Here is a 13,891-nt window from a genome sequence, read left to right as displayed (position 1 = left end):
ATTCGCGTGCCAAGCTCGGTGTCACGAACCGGAGGAGGAGCGGATGAGGACCATCGGCAAGGGTGTCGCGGCGCTGGCCGTGATCGGCGGCTCACTGGCGTTCGAGGCGGTGCCGGCCACGGCGTCGGCCACCGGCACGGCCTTCACCACGTCGAACGGCCGCGTGGTCTCCCCACCGGGACCCGGCTTCGGCACCCCGGAACGCGGCGGCGACCCGGTCGCGTGCTTCCTGATCGACACGTTTCGCCGCCGCACCAAGGAAAGCTAACCCGCCGCGTTCGGCAGCGGCGCCGGGCACGTACCACCCGGCGTCGTGAGCAGCTCGAAATGCCACAGCTCATTGGAATACGCCTGGCAGAGGCCGTAGTCGTCGCCGTGGCGGATGAGCCAGTCGTCGGCGTCGGTCGGGCCGATGTCCACGGCCTTGCCGGAGACGTGCGTCGACTTCTCCGGCGTGTTCACGTATTGGCGCGCGTTTTCGAGGCTCCCGTACTTCTGGATCCCCTCTTCGAGCAGCCGCTGCTGATACGCCTTGCTCCGCCACCCCGAAGTCACCTTGAACTCGATCCCCCGCCCCCGCGCGTCCGTCGCCGCCTGCTGCACGGCCTTCAGCAGGTTCGGATCCAGCTTCGACACGGCCGGGTAGCTCGTGTCGAACGGCGTGAGGTCCTTGCCCGACGGAATCCCGCCCTGCGCCGGATCGGTGTCGGGGTCGGACGAACCCGAGGCAACGCCCGTCGGCCACTCCGCCGCCGCCGTCGAACACCCCACGACGAGCACCGCGGGCAGCAGCAATAGCACGAACTTGGCACGCATTTCAGGCATTCCCACTCCCGGACGACCCCACGACGATCACCCGGACCACGGTGCAACCCGCGTGTCCCCGGACCGTCAGGCGAATGTCCGCGCCGCGTAACAGCTGCGCAGGATCACGTAACAGCGCGCCGGCCGAGCAGCGCCTCGCCGAGCGGAGTCGTCAGGTACAGCACCGAACGCCCGGACCGTTGCCCCGCGACCAGGCCGTTCTCCCGCAACACGCGCAGGTGCTGCGACACAGCGCTCGGCGAAACACCGAGTGACACCGCCAGATCCGTGGTCGTCGCGGGCGACCGCAAGGCTTCCAACAGCTCGGCCCGCGGCCGGCCCAGCAGCCGGACCAGTGCGTCCCCCGCCGGCGCGGCACCGACTGTCCACAGTGCACCAACCCCGCGCGCCGGATACCGCACGGTGGTCTGCGTGGCGGTGTTGCGCTTGATCAGCACGTCGGGCGAGCCGAGCACGACCGGCATCAGCACCAGACCACCCGGACCCCGGTTGACGACCACGTCCCGGCCCGTCCCCGACAGGCGCAACCACCCGGCCGACCAGCTCAGCTCCGGATGCAGATCGGCGAACAGCCGTTCCGCGCCACCGACCGCCAGCTGCCGCGCCCGGTGGACGACATCGGCGTCCAGCACGGCCCGGATCCGCGGCCAATGCGGCGCCACCAGCCGTTCGTAGGCCACGCGCAGCTCGGCCGCCAGCACCCGCAACCCGGCCGCCGGCCGCGCCGCGAACTCCGCGACGACCGGCGGCGGATCGTCCCCGAAAACCCGCGAAATACTGGCGCGCACCTGCCGCGCCGCAGTGCGCCCGAGCATGGCGAGATCGTCGTCGATCGTGCTGGTCGCGTGCGCCGGAGCGGGAACGAGGAAGTTCGGCCAGCCCAGCCCCTTGGCGGTCAGCAAAGCCCACGCCAGCGGCACGTCGAGCGGCTCACGCGCGAGCTCGTCGGCCACCCACCGCGACCACGGCTGGTGCAGCGGCCCCCGGGTGCGCCCCATGACCTGCAGCAACGCCGCCACCGTCTCCGACAACGGCGACACGGCGAACCGCGTCGCCGCCAGCTCGGCGACGCCCACCTCGACGATGTCTGCCACCCCGCCGAGTATGTAGCAATAAGCTAAATGATGTCGCGGCCGACGCTCCGCCACCAGGATCGCCGTCGTGACAAAACTGCCGGCGGGGTACCGGAAGCTGTGGTGGGCCAACGGGATCGACAACGTCGGCAATGGTGCCTTCGTCACGGCCATGCCCCTGCTGGCCGTCACCGTCACGCGCGATCCGCGGCTCGTGTCGCTCGTGGCCGCCGCCGAGTACGTGCCGTGGTTGCTGCTCTCGTTGCCCGCGGGTGCCTGGGCCGACCGGCACGACCGCGTCCGGCTCATGACGCGCGCGCAGCTCGCGCAAGCCGCCGTCGCCGGTGCCGTCGCGCTGCTCGTCGCCGGCCACCAGGCGACGATCGCGCTGCTGGTCCTCACCGCCGTCGCCCTCGGTGCCGGCGACGTTGTCTTCGGCACGGCGGCGCAGGCGTTCCTGCCCGAGGTCGTCCCGAAACCGTTGCTGCCCCACGCCAACGGTTCCCTTCAGGTGGTCAAGACGGTGGGCGTCCAGTTCGCCGGCCCGCCGCTGGGCAGCGCGTTGTTCGCGCTCGCCGCGGCCCTCCCGTTCGGGCTCGACGCGGTTTCCTTCGCCGCGTCCGCCGCGCTCGTCGCGAAGCTGCCTCGCCGCACGCACCAAGCCACCCGGAAAGCCCCGGTCGCCGAAGGACTCCGCTGGCTCGCGCACCACCGGCTGCTGCGCACCCTCGCGATTCTCCTGGGCGTCAACACCTTCTGCGGCCAGCTCGCCACCGCGACCCTCGTCCTCCTCGCCACCCAGACCCTCCACGTCAGCCCCGGCGGCTACGGCGTGCTGCTCGCGGCCGCGGCCGTCGGCAGCGTCGCCGGTGGTCTGGTCAACGCCCGGATCGTCGCGAAAATCGGGCCACTCAGCGCACTCGTCACCAGCCTCGCCGCGAACGCCGCGATCTTCGCCGCTATCGGCCTCAGCCCCCACGCCGCCGTCCTCGGCGTTTTCCTCGCCCTCAACGGTTTCGTCACCACGCTCTGGAACGTCGTCACCGTCAGCCTCCGCCAGGCCCTCGTCCCGGCGCCGCTGCTCGGACGCGTCACCAGCGTCTACAAACTCCTCGGCTGGGGCCTGATCCCCCTCGGCACGCTGACCGGCGGTTTCCTCGCGGCGGCCTTCGGGCTGCGTGTCCCCTACCCCGTCGCCGGCGCCGTGCGCGGCCTCGCCCTGCTGGCCGCGTTGCCGGTGCTGGTGCGAAACCGGCCCCGGTACCATCGCCCCTCATGACAGAACCGCGCTGGCTCGGCGACGGCGAGCAGCGTGCCTGGCGCGCCTTCCTCGCGATGAGCCAGCGCCTCGACCACGCCCTCGCGCGCCACTTGCAGAACGAGTTCGGCCTCTCCGGCGCCGACTATCTGATCCTCGTCACCCTGTCCGAAGCCCCGGACGAGCGGATGCGCGCGTACGAGCTCATCGAGTCGACCGACTGGGAGAAAAGCCGCCTCTCCCACCACCTCAAGCGCATGGAACGCCGTGGCCTCGTCTGCCGCGAGCCCACGGACAACGCGCGGTCCCCCGAGTTCTGCCTCACCGCGGCCGGGCACCAGGCCATCGTCGACGCCGCCCCCGCGCACGCGGCGCAGGTCCGCAAGCTCTTCTTCGACGTCGTCTCGCCCACCGAAGCCGCCCGCTTCGCCGCGACGTGCGAGAAGATCCTCGACGCCCTCAGCGGTACCCCCCTTACTAATCCGGCCAAAAGTAGGCCGACCCCCCACGCGGCACGTAACCGTCGCTACGAAGCCATTCGGCCGTGACTGTGGTCGGATTAGTAACGATCGACACAGTCGACCGGGCAATTCACCAGACTGGGGCGGAACCGCCCGCGTCCCCGGCCGTCTCCTGGTCATGACGATCTTGACGATCCGCCGCACCCTGGTGACCCTCGCGGCCGTGCTGGCCACCGCCGCTACAGCCGCCACGGCGGCCACCACCGCCTCCGCCGCCGGTGAGAACGACGTGACCGCCTTCAGCACCGCCGACCGCGCGGCCGCGCTCGCGTACTGGACACCCGAGAAGATGAAGGCCGCCGGGGCCGACACGATCGACCGCGTGGAGCAGGTGGCGAAGCGCTGGGCCGGGCCGGAGCCGCAGGGGGTCGGACGGCTGTTCTTCACCGAGGTCTCGCCCGGCGAGGCGCCGCTGGACAGCTGGTGCACCGCCACCGCCGTGTCGAGCACGAGTGGCGACGTCCTCGTGACGGCCGGGCACTGCGCGTACGCCGGGCTGGACCGGGAGGACCAGGTGATCCCGATCAAGAACTCCGTGTTCGTGCCCGGCTACGACCAGGGCCGCCGCCCGCACGGAGTGTTCGCGACACGCGCGCTCGCCTTCCGCCACTCCTACACGACGGGCAGCGAACCCGACGTCGCCATGGTCGTGCTCGACCAGCAGCAGGGCCGCCACGTCGCCCAGGTCGCGGGCACGCAGCGGATTTCCTTCGACCACAAGGGAACCACGCAGGCCGCGATCGTCGGTTACCCCGGCTCGAAGGCGTACTTCGGGGAAGCGCTGATGTGGTGCGACCTGTCCACGCACCAGGACCCGACCGTGTCCGACCACTGGATGTCCACGTGCGACATGGCCGGCGGTTCCAGCGGCGGCCCGTGGCTCGACGGCTTCAACCGCTGGACCGGCAACGGCGAGATCTTCTCGGTCACCAGCCGCGGCGAGCTCGACTACGACGAGACCACCGGCGAGTCGAAGACCCTCAGCCTCGAGGGCGCCCCGCTCGGCGCGGACGCGAAGAACCTCTACGAAGCAGCGGAACAGCTCTGAAACGAAGGGGAAGCCGCCCACACAAGGCGGCTTCCCCGTTCGGAATCAAGCAGTCAGACCGACCGCGGCCTCGGCCGTGTTGACCAGGAACGTCAGCGTCTCGCGGAAGTACAGCTGCACGCTGTCGGCGTCGTGGCTCGTGTAGCCGATCGACAGGTCCTGCCCGAAGTGCAGCTCGTAGTCGCCGCCGCGGGTCGTGAGCACGCACGCGCCCTCGATCGCCGGCGTCAGGATCAGGTCCCCGTCCACGATCTGCTTCAGGTGCTCCAGCACCGGGTAACCGTGGTCGGCGGCCTCGATCGCGGCGGTGTAGGCGGCGTTGCTCAGCAGCACCGAGTACGGCCCCGCGACGCCGGCCGAACGCAGCTTCGCCAGCGCGTCGCCGATCGCCTTCGGGTACGCGCTCGCCTCGCCGGGCAGCGCGACCGGGCTCAGCGAAGACGCGGGCCGGATGCCCGCGATGCCGGCGCCCGCGAAGCCGTCGAACACGATGCGGTCCTCGGCGTATGCGATGGCCTGTGCGGCGTCCTTCACCGGCTGCCAGTCCGGGTCCTTCGCGCCCCACTCCACGGAGTCGACGGCGTCGCGCGTGACGGTGAAGGGCACCTTCAGGTCCACGATCCGCTGCGCCGTGCGAAGCCGCGTGGTCACGCCGGCCAGCGGGCTCTCGACACCCTCGACATGCCCGGTGCCCACGGCCGAGAGGGTCGCGTCATCGGCCACCACCACGTCGACCACCTTGCGCGCCGACGCGAACTCGGCGAACGTGCGCCGGGCCTCGTCCTCGAGGTCCGACCAGGCGACGTCGGAGATCGGGGCGAGTTCGCGATGCAGGTTGTTCATGACCGGGGACTCCTTCGCAGGCTGCCGATGCCCAGCGACGTGCCGGGCTTGGGTGCCGGGGGCTCCGGCTTGACTTCGGGTTCGTCCGTCGCGGCGATCGCGACAGTCGGGTCTTCCAGGAACTCCGCCACGGGCACGTAGAACAACGCACCCGTGAGCGGCGTCGAGAAGTCGAGGATGCGGTCGGTGTTGCCGGGCGGCGAGCCGACGAACATGTTCTCCAGCATCGTCTCGATGATCGAGGGCGTCTTGGCGTAGCCGATGAAGTACGTGCCGAACTCGCCGTACGCGGGGCGCCCGAAGGGCATGTTGTCGCGCAGGATCTCCAGCTCGTTGCCGTCTTCGTCCTCGATCACGTTGAGCGCGATGTGCGAGTCGCCGGGCTTCTCGTCGTCCGACAGCTCCACATCGGACAGTTTGCGCCGGCCGATCACCAGCTCCTGCTGCTCGGTGGTGAGCTTGTTCCACGCCGTCATGTCGTGCAGGTACTTCTGCACGATCACGTAGCTGCCGCCGTTGAACGCCTCGTCGTCGTCGACCAGCACGGCCTCGACGGCGCCGCGGCCGGTCGGGTTCTCGGTGCCGTCGACGAACCCGAGCACGTCACGCGCGTCGAAGTAGCGGAAGCCCTGCACCTCGTCGACGACCGTGACCACACCGTCGAGCCGCTCCATGATCAGCGACTCGAGCTCGAAGCACAGGTCCATCCGCTCGGCCCGCAGGTGGAACAGCAGGTCGGCCTTGGTCGTCACGCTGGTGTGCTTGTCCCCGGCGAACACGGGCAGGTCGTGCAGCTCGGCCGGCTTCGGCGAGCCGTAGATCCGGTCCCACGCCGACGAGCTGATACCGGCCACGCACGTGAGCCCGCCGTCCAGCGACCGGAACCCGACGGAACGCTGCAACCCGGCCAGATCGGCCAGCAGGTCCTTCGCCACGGACTCGCCGCCTGGGTTCACGCGGACCACCAGGAAGATCGCCGCGCGCGTGAGCGGGCCGACCACCTCCTGCGGCTCCGGCGGCAGCTCGGCTGAAGCAGACGCCGTCACCACGCACCCCCAGCGCAGCGCGCTTTCTCGATCACTGGCCCTCCTGCCTGCCCAACCGACGTCGAAATCCTAGCCTGGTGCGCCGGATTCGCCCGCCGCACTCACACGGCCGGGAAACCCGCGCCGTCAGGCCGTGCAGAACAGTTGCTTGACCACGCGCGGCACGGCTTCGCCGAGCTCGTCGGCCGCGGTCTCCCGCCCGGCGAGGTGGCGGAGCAGGAACTGCTGGAAGAGGCCGTCGAACGTGGCATACGCGACCGCCTCGGACACCTGCGGCACGGCGCCGGCCAGCTCGGCGTAGCGCTCGACGACGCGCCAGATCATGGCCTGCCTGCGCTCGTCGATCTCGAGCACGTCGGCGCGGAAGGACTCCTCGAACAGGCTCTGGTTGCGCAAGTCGTACCAGAGGCGGTGCATCACGGCGTCGGTACGCAGCGTCGCCGCCATGGCCGCGCCGAAGCCGCGTTCGAGCTCCTCGGCGGTGTGCGCCTCGGCCACGACGTCGTCGTAGCGCGTCACGCAGACCTCTTCGAACTTGCGCACCGCGTAGGTGAGCAGCTCGACCTTGTCGGCGAAGTAGTAGTGCAGCACGCCGTGGGAGAAATCCGACTTCTGGGCGATCTCGCGCAGGCTCGTGCGGGCGTAGCCCAGCTCGGCGAGCGCCTGCAGCGCGGATTCCGCCAGCTGCTCGCGCCGCTGGGCGAACTTGTCCACGCCCCGGCGCGAGATGCGCTCCTTTGCCTGCGTCACGCCGGGAGTCTAGCGCGGCCCAGGACCCGATGCGGAAATTCCTTGACGACTGTCCAAGAAAATCTTGACGACTGTCCAAAGTTAGCTACGGTGTGACCTACGCCGCATGTCTCAAGGAGGAGATGTCGATGGTTTCGTACGACCTCAGCGGGCGAACCGCGCTGGTGACGGGTGGGGCACAGGGCCTGGGGGCCGGGATGGCCGAGGCGCTCGCGAAGGCCGGGGCCACCGTGGTCATCGCCGACGTGCAGGAGGAGCTGGGCCGCGCGACGGCCGACTCGATCAAGCAGACCGGCGCGGCGGCCGGCTTCGTCCGCCTCGACGTGACCGACGACGCGGGCTGGGAGCAGGCCGTGAGCGCGGTCGTCGGCGAGTACGGCGGGCTCGACGTGCTGGTGAACAACGCCGGCGTCGAGATCACCGGCCTCGTCGCCGACCTCGACCCCGCCCACGTGCGCAAGATGCTCGAGGTCAACGTGCTCGGCACCGCGCTCGGCGTGAAGCACGCGTTCCGCGCGATGCGCCCCGGCGGCGCGGCCGGCAACGGTGGTTCGATCGTGAACATCTCCTCGGTGGCCGCGACCATCGCGTTTCCCGGGATCGCGGGCTACTCCGCCACGAAGTCGGCCGTCGACCGGCTCACGCGGGTGGCCGCGATGGAGGCCGGGAAGCTCGGTTACGGCGTGCGCGTGAACTGCGTCTACCCGGGCCTCGTGCCCACGCAGATGGGCAACCAGCTGGCCAACGACGTCGTCGAGGTGGGGTTGTTCCCCAGCGTCGAGGAAGCCATCGGCGCCGTGGTCGCCCAGACGCCGGCGGGGCGGCTCGGCGAGGTCGCCGACATGGCCGACGCCGTGGTGTTCCTCGCCTCCGACGCCGCCCGGTTCATCACCGGCGCGGGGCTGCCGGTCGACGGCGGCATGGGCATGTGACTGGAAACCCGAGCCGACCCCACTGACTTCAGCGACCTCTGCGAAAGGACAACCGTCGTGAGCAAGCCCGTCGTCGTCTACGGCGCTTCCGGCTACACCGGGCGCCTGATCTGCGAATACCTGCGCGAGTACAACGTGCCCTTCGTCGCCGCGGGGCGTGACAAGGCCCGGCTTCAGGAGTCGCTCGACCACATCCCCGGCCTCGACACCGTGGACCACGAGGTGGTGGAGGTGGCCCACGAGGTCGGCCCGCTCACCGAGCTGTTCGCGGGCGCGTCGGTGGTGTGCAACACCGTCGGCCCGTTCAGCGAGTACGGCCACGAGGTCGTGCAGGCCTGCCTCGCGTCGGGGGCGCACTACCTGGACACGACCGGCGAGCAAGACTGGCTGATCTCGGCCGAGGAGCGCTACGGCGCCGACATGGCGGCCCAGGGGCTGCTGCTGTCGCCGGGCATCGCGCAGATGTACACGACCGGCGAGATCGCCGCGAACATCTGCTTGGAGACGCCAGGGCTGGACACCCTGGACATCCTGGTGTTCTGGAAGGGTTACCCGACTGTCGCGTCGACTCGCACCATCCTCGTCAACGCGGCCCTTTCTTCGGCGTACTACCTGGAGCAGAACGAGTACCAGGAGTGGCCGGCCGACGGCGGCCTGCACGACGTCGTCGTGCCCGGTCACCACGAAACCGGCCTCGCGCTGCCGTGGGGCGGGACTTCGCACCCGGTGTGGTTCAAGCGCGACCCGCGCGTGGCCAACGTGAAGGCCATCGGCGGCGTGTTCGACCGCGCGCTGATGCAGGGCGTGCCGATGATCGTGGCCGCCGTGCTGGAGCAGGTGAAGGACCTGCCCGACGCCGAGAAGCTGAAGGTGCTGCACGAGCAGGCCGCGGCCGTGCGAGACGAGATGCCGCCACGGGAGAACCAGCGGCTGAACACGTCGCTGGACTCGGTGCACGCGTCGGGCCCGCTGGGCCGCGCCCACTGCGTGATCCACGGGACCTGCAACTACAAGCAGACGGGCCTGTTGCAGGCGTACGCCGCGTACTCGCTGCTGCAGCAGCCGCCGCGGCGGGCCGGGTTCGCGTCGGCGTGCCAGGCCTTCGGGCACCGCGAGCTGCTCGGGGTGCTGCGGTCGTTCGGGCTCGTGTCCAACCCCGTGCTGACCGTGCACGCGTGAGCCGGGGAGACGAGCGGTGCGGTTGATCGACTACCTCGACAAGGGCGCCTCGCTGGGCGCTTCGGCGCCGTGCTTGACCTACGGCGACCCGGCACAAGAGACGGCCTCACTGAGCTACGGCGAGGTCCAGGAGCTGTCCTGGCGGGTCGCGCGGGCGCTGGCGCGCTCGGGCGTGCGGCCGGGCGACAAGGTCGCGATCCTCTCGGGGAACGACCCGGTTTCGTTCGGCTGCGTCTTCGGCATCAGCCGCGCAGGGGCGGTCTGGTGCCCGGTCAACCCGCGCAACGAGGCGGCGGAGAACAGGGAGCTGCTGGACCTGTTCGACTGCACGTGCTTGCTGGTGCAGTCTTCGTTCGCATCGCTCGTCTCCCGCATCCTGCCGGACCTCCCGGCGGTGAAAACGGTGGTGTGCCTGGACGGTTCGATGCCGGGCGCGGTGTCGTTGCCGGGCGCGGTGTCGTTGACGGAGTGGCTCGACGGGCTCGAAGCGTCACCGTTCGATGCGGCGCCGCCCGACGACGTGGCCATGCTCGTCGGCACGGGCGGCACCACCGGCCGGCCGAAGGGCGTGGTGCTGACCGGGCACAACGTCGAGACGATGTCGGCGCTCACGCTCATGAGCTACCCGTTCTCGCCGCGGCCGCGGTACCTCGCGCTGGCGCCGCTGACGCACGCGGCCGGCGTGCTGTGCTTCCCGGTGCTGGCGCTGGGCGGCGAGATCGTCGTGATGCCGAAGCCGGACCTGGGCGAGTTCCTGGCTCTGGTGCACCGGCACCGCATCACGCACACGTTCCTGCCGCCGACGCTGATCTACCTCCTCCTGGACCACCCTGATCTGTCCACAACGGACTTCAGCTCGATGGAATGCCTGTGGTACGGGGCCGCTCCGATGTCGGCGGCGCGGCTCGAAGAGGCGATCACGCGCATCGGCCCGGTGCTGGGCCAGCTCTTCGGCCAGAGCGAAGCACCGATGATGATCTCGACGATGGCGCCGGCCGAGCACTTCCACGCCGACGGATCCCTCGCCCGCGAACGCTTCACCTCCGCGGGCAGGCCCACGCCGCTCACGCGCGTGGCCATCATGTCCGACAACGGATCCCTGCTGCCGCCCGGTGCACGCGGCGAGATCGTGGTGCGCGGGCCGCTCGTGATGCCGGGCTACTACAAGAACCCCGCCGCGACCGAGGACGTCAGCCGCTACGGCTGGCACCACACCGGCGACATCGGCTACCTCGACGACGAGGGGTACCTCCACATCGTCGACCGCGCCAAGGACATGATCATCACGGGCGGCTTCAACGTGTACTCCGCCGAAGTCGAGCAGGCCCTGATGACACACCCGGCCGTGCAGGACTGCGCCGTGGTCGGCCTGCCGCACGAGAAGTGGGGCGAACAGGTCACCGCGGTCGTCCAGCTCCACAGAGGACGGTCGGTGTCCGAGGACGAGCTCCGCGCCGTCGTGAAGGAGCTCCTGGGCAGCGTCAAAACTCCCAAGGTCGTCCGGATCTGGCCCGACCTCCCGCGGTCGAAGGTGGGCAAAGTGCTGAAGACGGACGTCAAGGCACAGCTGCTCCGCTGAGCGGCACCCACCGAACGGATCGCCGTCGCGAGGAGACCCCGTGTCCTCGCGGCGGCGATTTCACGTGCCCGCGTGAACACTCTGCCCCGGCCCCACGAGCGAACCCCGAATAATCACCGGCACAGACCTTTGTCCGGTCTTGTCCACTCCCGTTACGACATCGAAAACGCCCCCCGGCCGAGGCCGGAAACGGGGCCGCTACCGTTGGCATTTCGAGCACCGGACGGCGTCGGGCCCCGGGATGCCGGAGAAACTGCAGAAAAGGAGCCCTGATGCGTCGCACCAAGGCCTCCGGTCCGCTGCGCGCGGCCCAAGTCGTGCTCGTGGTCGTGTCCCTGCTCGTGCTGGGCGGCACCGGTTACGCGTGGTCGACCCTGCAGTCACTCACCGACGGCCTGACCAGGGCCGATGTGATCACCGGCACCGACCAGCCGCCGCTGGGCGAGCAGAACATCCTCATGGTCGGCCTCGACACGCGCACCGACGCGCAGGGCAATCCGCTGCCCGCCGACGTGCTCTCACAGCTGCACGCGGGCGGCGCGGACGACGGTGGCGACACGACCGACACCATGATCGTCATCCACATCCCCGCGGGTGGCGGCCAGGCGACCGCGATCTCCATCCCGCGTGACTCCTACGTGAAGATCGCCGGCGACTACGGCAAACACAAGATCAACTCCGCGTACACCTACGGGCTCGTCGCGGAGAAGAACAAGCTGGTCGCGCAGGGTGTGTCCGGCAACCAGCTGGAGACGGACTCCGCGCAGGCCGGCGCCAAGACGGCGATCGACACCGTGCAGCAGTTCACCGGGCTCACGATCACGCACTACGCGGCCGTGAACCTCGCCGGCTTCTACTACCTGAGCGAGGCCGTCGGCGGCGTGCCGGTGTGCCTGAGCAAGGCCGTGCACGACTCGTACTCGGGCGCGAACTTCGCGGCAGGCCCGCAGACCGTCGGCGGAGCGAAGGCGCTGCAGTTCGTGCGCCAGCGCCACGGGCTGCCCAACGGCGACCTCGACCGCATCAAGCGCCAGCAGGTGTTCATGGCGAGCATGGCCAAGACGATTCTGTCGGCCGGCACGCTCGCCGACCCGGGCAAGCTGGACAACCTGATCACGGCGGTGAAGAAGGCCGTGGTCGTCGACTCCGGCTGGGACATCGTCGGGTTCGCGCAGCAGCTGCACGGGATGAGCGCGGGCGCGCTCAAGTTCGTCACCGTGCCGGTCGTGAACATCTCGCTCAAGACGCCGTCCGACGGCGACGCGGTGGAGGTGGATCCCGACCAGGTGCAGCAGTTCGTGCGCCAGCAGCTGGGCACGCCGGCGACCTCGTCGAACGCGTCCGCCGCGCCGGGCGACTCGAGCCTGAGCCAGTACACCGTGGACGTGCGCAACGCGTCGGACACCAGCGGCCTGGCCGCGAGCGTGGCCGACAAGCTCGCGGCCGCCGGGTACACCAAGGGCACGGTGGCCAACGCGACCACGCGCAAGATGTCGATCGTCTTCTACGGCCACAGCCAGAAGACCGAGGCGACACAGATCGCGAAGACGCTCGGCGGGATCGCCGTGAGCCCCGACACCTCGCTGGACAACGACCACTTCCGCGTGTTCCTGGGCAAGGACTACGAGGACTCCAGCGGCTCGTCGAGCACCGGCGGCGCGCCGCAGGTGCACCCGGCGGCGTATGTGAGCCCCGCGCCCGCGCAGACTCCGCCGCCGATCACCGGCGACGGCGTCCCCTGCGTGAACTGAGTCCTTTTCATCCCGATAAATCGTTTTTGGGCATTCTGGGAATTCGCTTTTGTTTCGCGCACTTCGGTAACGCTCACTCCGCATTTTCGGACTGAGCGAGTGAACCGAAACGACGGCGAAAAGGGTTTCCCGCCATGTCCGAAAGACAGAAACCGGCCAACTTCCGAAACCTGCTGAACCACGTTTCCGTGGCCAACGCCAAAAGGGTGGCCGCGAGTGCCGAAGAGCTCGCGCAGCGTGTGCTCGCGACCGTCGGCGCCCGTCAGCCGGAGTCCCGGATCTCCGCCGATTCGCAGACGTACTGGCGCCGGCCGAGCGGGGATCGCTGGCAGGCCAACGCACATTGGCGCAACGCGTCCGTATTCCAGGGCAGCGACCTGTGGTCGCGCCTCGGCCGCGAGCACCTCGACCTGTTCGACGCGGGCGCCCGGATGGCGGGCGTCACCGGCCCGTGGCACCGCGTTCTGGAATGGGGCTGCGGTGGTGGCGCGAATGCGATCCACTTCGCTCCGCGCGCGGAAGAATTCATCGGCGTCGACATCGCGGCGGAAACGTTGCACGAATGCGAACGCCAAGTGAAAGCCGCGTGTGACACGCCGTTCCTGCCGGTCGCGATCGACGTCGCGAATCCCGAAGAAGCACTCGACGCCGTCGGCGGGTTGGTCGACGTCTTCTTCTCCTGCTACGTCTTCGAGCTCATCCCGACCCCGGAGTACGGCGAACGGCTGCTGCGCATCGCCCGGCACCTGCTGACTCCCGACGGCCTGGCGATGATCCAGATCAAGTACGACCCCGGTTCGTGGCGCACCGGACCCCGTCGCCGCGCCTACCGCACCGGGCTGGCCGAAATGACCACGTACGGCATCGACGCGTTCTGGCAGACCGCCACCCGCTGCGGCCTGCAGCCGCTCGCCGTCCACCTGGTCCCGAAGAACGACCTGGACGAGCGCTACGCGTACTTCTTCCTGCGCAACGGAAATCCCTTTTGATCCGATTTGCGCAGTTCGTCCGTGTCAGCGAATCTCGGGGTATGCGGGACTCCTGTTGCCCACTGACCGTTTCCCTACCAGGCGTGATCAAGACGGC

14 protein-coding genes are annotated in these 13,891 nt (G+C 69.6%); 9 read left to right on the top strand and 5 right to left on the bottom strand.

Going from position 1 to position 13,891, the window contains the following annotated elements:
* Positions 1-43 precede the first annotated feature (43 nt).
* The gene (locus ABZU76_RS02320; RefSeq protein WP_354864217.1) at positions 44-268 is read left to right on the top strand and encodes a hypothetical protein; all 225 of its coding nucleotides are present in this window, start codon (positions 44-46) and stop codon (positions 266-268) included.
* On the opposite strand, the gene ABZU76_RS02315 is transcribed toward ABZU76_RS02320, so the two are convergent.
* Positions 265-825, bottom strand: a complete 561-nt coding sequence (locus ABZU76_RS02315; RefSeq protein ID WP_354864215.1) for a M15 family metallopeptidase — start codon at positions 823-825, stop codon at positions 265-267. The two genes, ABZU76_RS02320 and ABZU76_RS02315, sit on opposite strands and share 4 nt — an antisense overlap.
* A 104-nt stretch (positions 826-929) precedes the next feature.
* Positions 930-1,919, bottom strand: a complete 990-nt coding sequence (locus ABZU76_RS02310) for a metalloregulator ArsR/SmtB family transcription factor (protein ID WP_354864213.1) — start codon at positions 1,917-1,919, stop codon at positions 930-932.
* A gap of 67 nt (positions 1,920-1,986) precedes the next feature.
* On the opposite strand from ABZU76_RS02310, the gene ABZU76_RS02305 reads away from it, so the two are divergent.
* From ABZU76_RS02305 to ABZU76_RS02295, 3 genes are all read left to right on the top strand, one after another.
* Positions 1,987-3,177: an MFS transporter gene (locus ABZU76_RS02305; protein WP_354864211.1), complete on the top strand. Its 1,191-nt coding sequence runs from the start codon at positions 1,987-1,989 to the stop codon at positions 3,175-3,177.
* Positions 3,174-3,704: a MarR family winged helix-turn-helix transcriptional regulator gene (locus ABZU76_RS02300; protein WP_354864209.1), complete on the top strand. Its 531-nt coding sequence runs from the start codon at positions 3,174-3,176 to the stop codon at positions 3,702-3,704. The genes ABZU76_RS02305 and ABZU76_RS02300 overlap by 4 nt, the downstream gene beginning before the upstream one ends.
* A 91-nt stretch (positions 3,705-3,795) precedes the next feature.
* On the top strand, positions 3,796-4,725 hold the full coding sequence (locus ABZU76_RS02295) for a trypsin-like peptidase domain-containing protein (protein ID WP_354864207.1): 930 nt from the start codon (positions 3,796-3,798) through the stop codon (positions 4,723-4,725).
* Positions 4,726-4,770: 45 nt separating this feature from the next.
* Here the strand turns inward: ABZU76_RS02295 and ABZU76_RS02290 are convergent, their stop codons facing one another.
* From ABZU76_RS02290 to ABZU76_RS02280, 3 genes are all read right to left on the bottom strand, one after another.
* Positions 4,771-5,568 carry a family 1 encapsulin nanocompartment shell protein gene (locus tag ABZU76_RS02290; RefSeq protein ID WP_354864205.1) on the bottom strand — a complete coding sequence of 266 codons (798 nt, stop codon included), beginning with the start codon at positions 5,566-5,568 and terminating at the stop codon, positions 4,771-4,773.
* A complete protein-coding gene (locus ABZU76_RS02285) occupies positions 5,565-6,614 on the bottom strand; it encodes a Dyp-type peroxidase (protein ID WP_354864203.1) in 1,050 nt (349 codons plus the stop codon). Before ABZU76_RS02285 ends, ABZU76_RS02290 begins: the two co-directional genes overlap by 4 nt.
* Positions 6,615-6,740: 126 nt before the next feature.
* Entirely contained in the window at positions 6,741-7,364 is a 624-nt protein-coding gene (locus ABZU76_RS02280) for a TetR/AcrR family transcriptional regulator (protein ID WP_354864201.1), read from the bottom strand.
* Between the two features lie 128 nt (positions 7,365-7,492).
* Between ABZU76_RS02280 and ABZU76_RS02275 the strand changes: the two genes are divergently transcribed.
* The 5 genes from ABZU76_RS02275 to ABZU76_RS02255 all read left to right on the top strand — a co-directional run bounded on the left by ABZU76_RS02275 (position 7,493) and on the right by ABZU76_RS02255 (position 13,794).
* Positions 7,493-8,296: an SDR family NAD(P)-dependent oxidoreductase gene (locus tag ABZU76_RS02275; protein WP_354864199.1), complete on the top strand. Its 804-nt coding sequence runs from the start codon at positions 7,493-7,495 to the stop codon at positions 8,294-8,296.
* Between the two features lie 57 nt (positions 8,297-8,353).
* Positions 8,354-9,475 (top strand): DUF5938 domain-containing protein, encoded by a 1,122-nt coding sequence (locus ABZU76_RS02270; protein ID WP_354864197.1) that lies wholly within the window; start codon positions 8,354-8,356, stop codon positions 9,473-9,475.
* Positions 9,476-9,491: 16 nt separating this feature from the next.
* Entirely contained in the window at positions 9,492-11,054 is a 1,563-nt protein-coding gene (locus tag ABZU76_RS02265) for an AMP-binding protein (protein ID WP_354864195.1), read from the top strand.
* A gap of 272 nt (positions 11,055-11,326) precedes the next feature.
* The gene (locus tag ABZU76_RS02260; RefSeq protein WP_354864193.1) at positions 11,327-12,805 is read left to right on the top strand and encodes an LCP family protein; all 1,479 of its coding nucleotides are present in this window, start codon (positions 11,327-11,329) and stop codon (positions 12,803-12,805) included.
* Positions 12,806-12,939: 134 nt separating this feature from the next.
* Positions 12,940-13,794, top strand: a complete 855-nt coding sequence (locus tag ABZU76_RS02255; protein WP_354864192.1) for a class I SAM-dependent methyltransferase — start codon at positions 12,940-12,942, stop codon at positions 13,792-13,794.
* Positions 13,795-13,891: the final 97 nt, after the last annotated feature.

This window comes from Amycolatopsis sp. NPDC005232, assembly GCF_040607795.1.
GTDB lineage: Bacteria > Actinomycetota > Actinomycetes > Mycobacteriales > Pseudonocardiaceae > Amycolatopsis.
Note: the sequence above shows the minus strand (reverse complement) of the source record. Positions and strands in the feature narration are given on the sequence as shown.

What these genes read in the sequence shown, in the direction of transcription:
- ABZU76_RS02315 (WP_354864215.1), bottom strand. Translation starts at nt 825, where the DNA reads ATGCCTGAAATGCGTGCCAAGTTCGTGCTATTGCTGCTGCCCGCGGTG.
- ABZU76_RS02320 (WP_354864217.1), top strand. Translation starts at nt 44, where the DNA reads ATGAGGACCATCGGCAAGGGTGTCGCGGCGCTGGCCGTGATCGGCGGC.
- ABZU76_RS02300 (WP_354864209.1), top strand. Translation starts at nt 3,174, where the DNA reads ATGACAGAACCGCGCTGGCTCGGCGACGGCGAGCAGCGTGCCTGGCGC.
- ABZU76_RS02275 (WP_354864199.1), top strand. Translation starts at nt 7,493, where the DNA reads ATGGTTTCGTACGACCTCAGCGGGCGAACCGCGCTGGTGACGGGTGGG.
- ABZU76_RS02290 (WP_354864205.1), bottom strand. Translation starts at nt 5,568, where the DNA reads ATGAACAACCTGCATCGCGAACTCGCCCCGATCTCCGACGTCGCCTGG.
- ABZU76_RS02255 (WP_354864192.1), top strand. Translation starts at nt 12,940, where the DNA reads ATGTCCGAAAGACAGAAACCGGCCAACTTCCGAAACCTGCTGAACCAC.
- ABZU76_RS02260 (WP_354864193.1), top strand. Translation starts at nt 11,327, where the DNA reads ATGCGTCGCACCAAGGCCTCCGGTCCGCTGCGCGCGGCCCAAGTCGTG.
- ABZU76_RS02295 (WP_354864207.1), top strand. Translation starts at nt 3,796, where the DNA reads ATGACGATCTTGACGATCCGCCGCACCCTGGTGACCCTCGCGGCCGTG.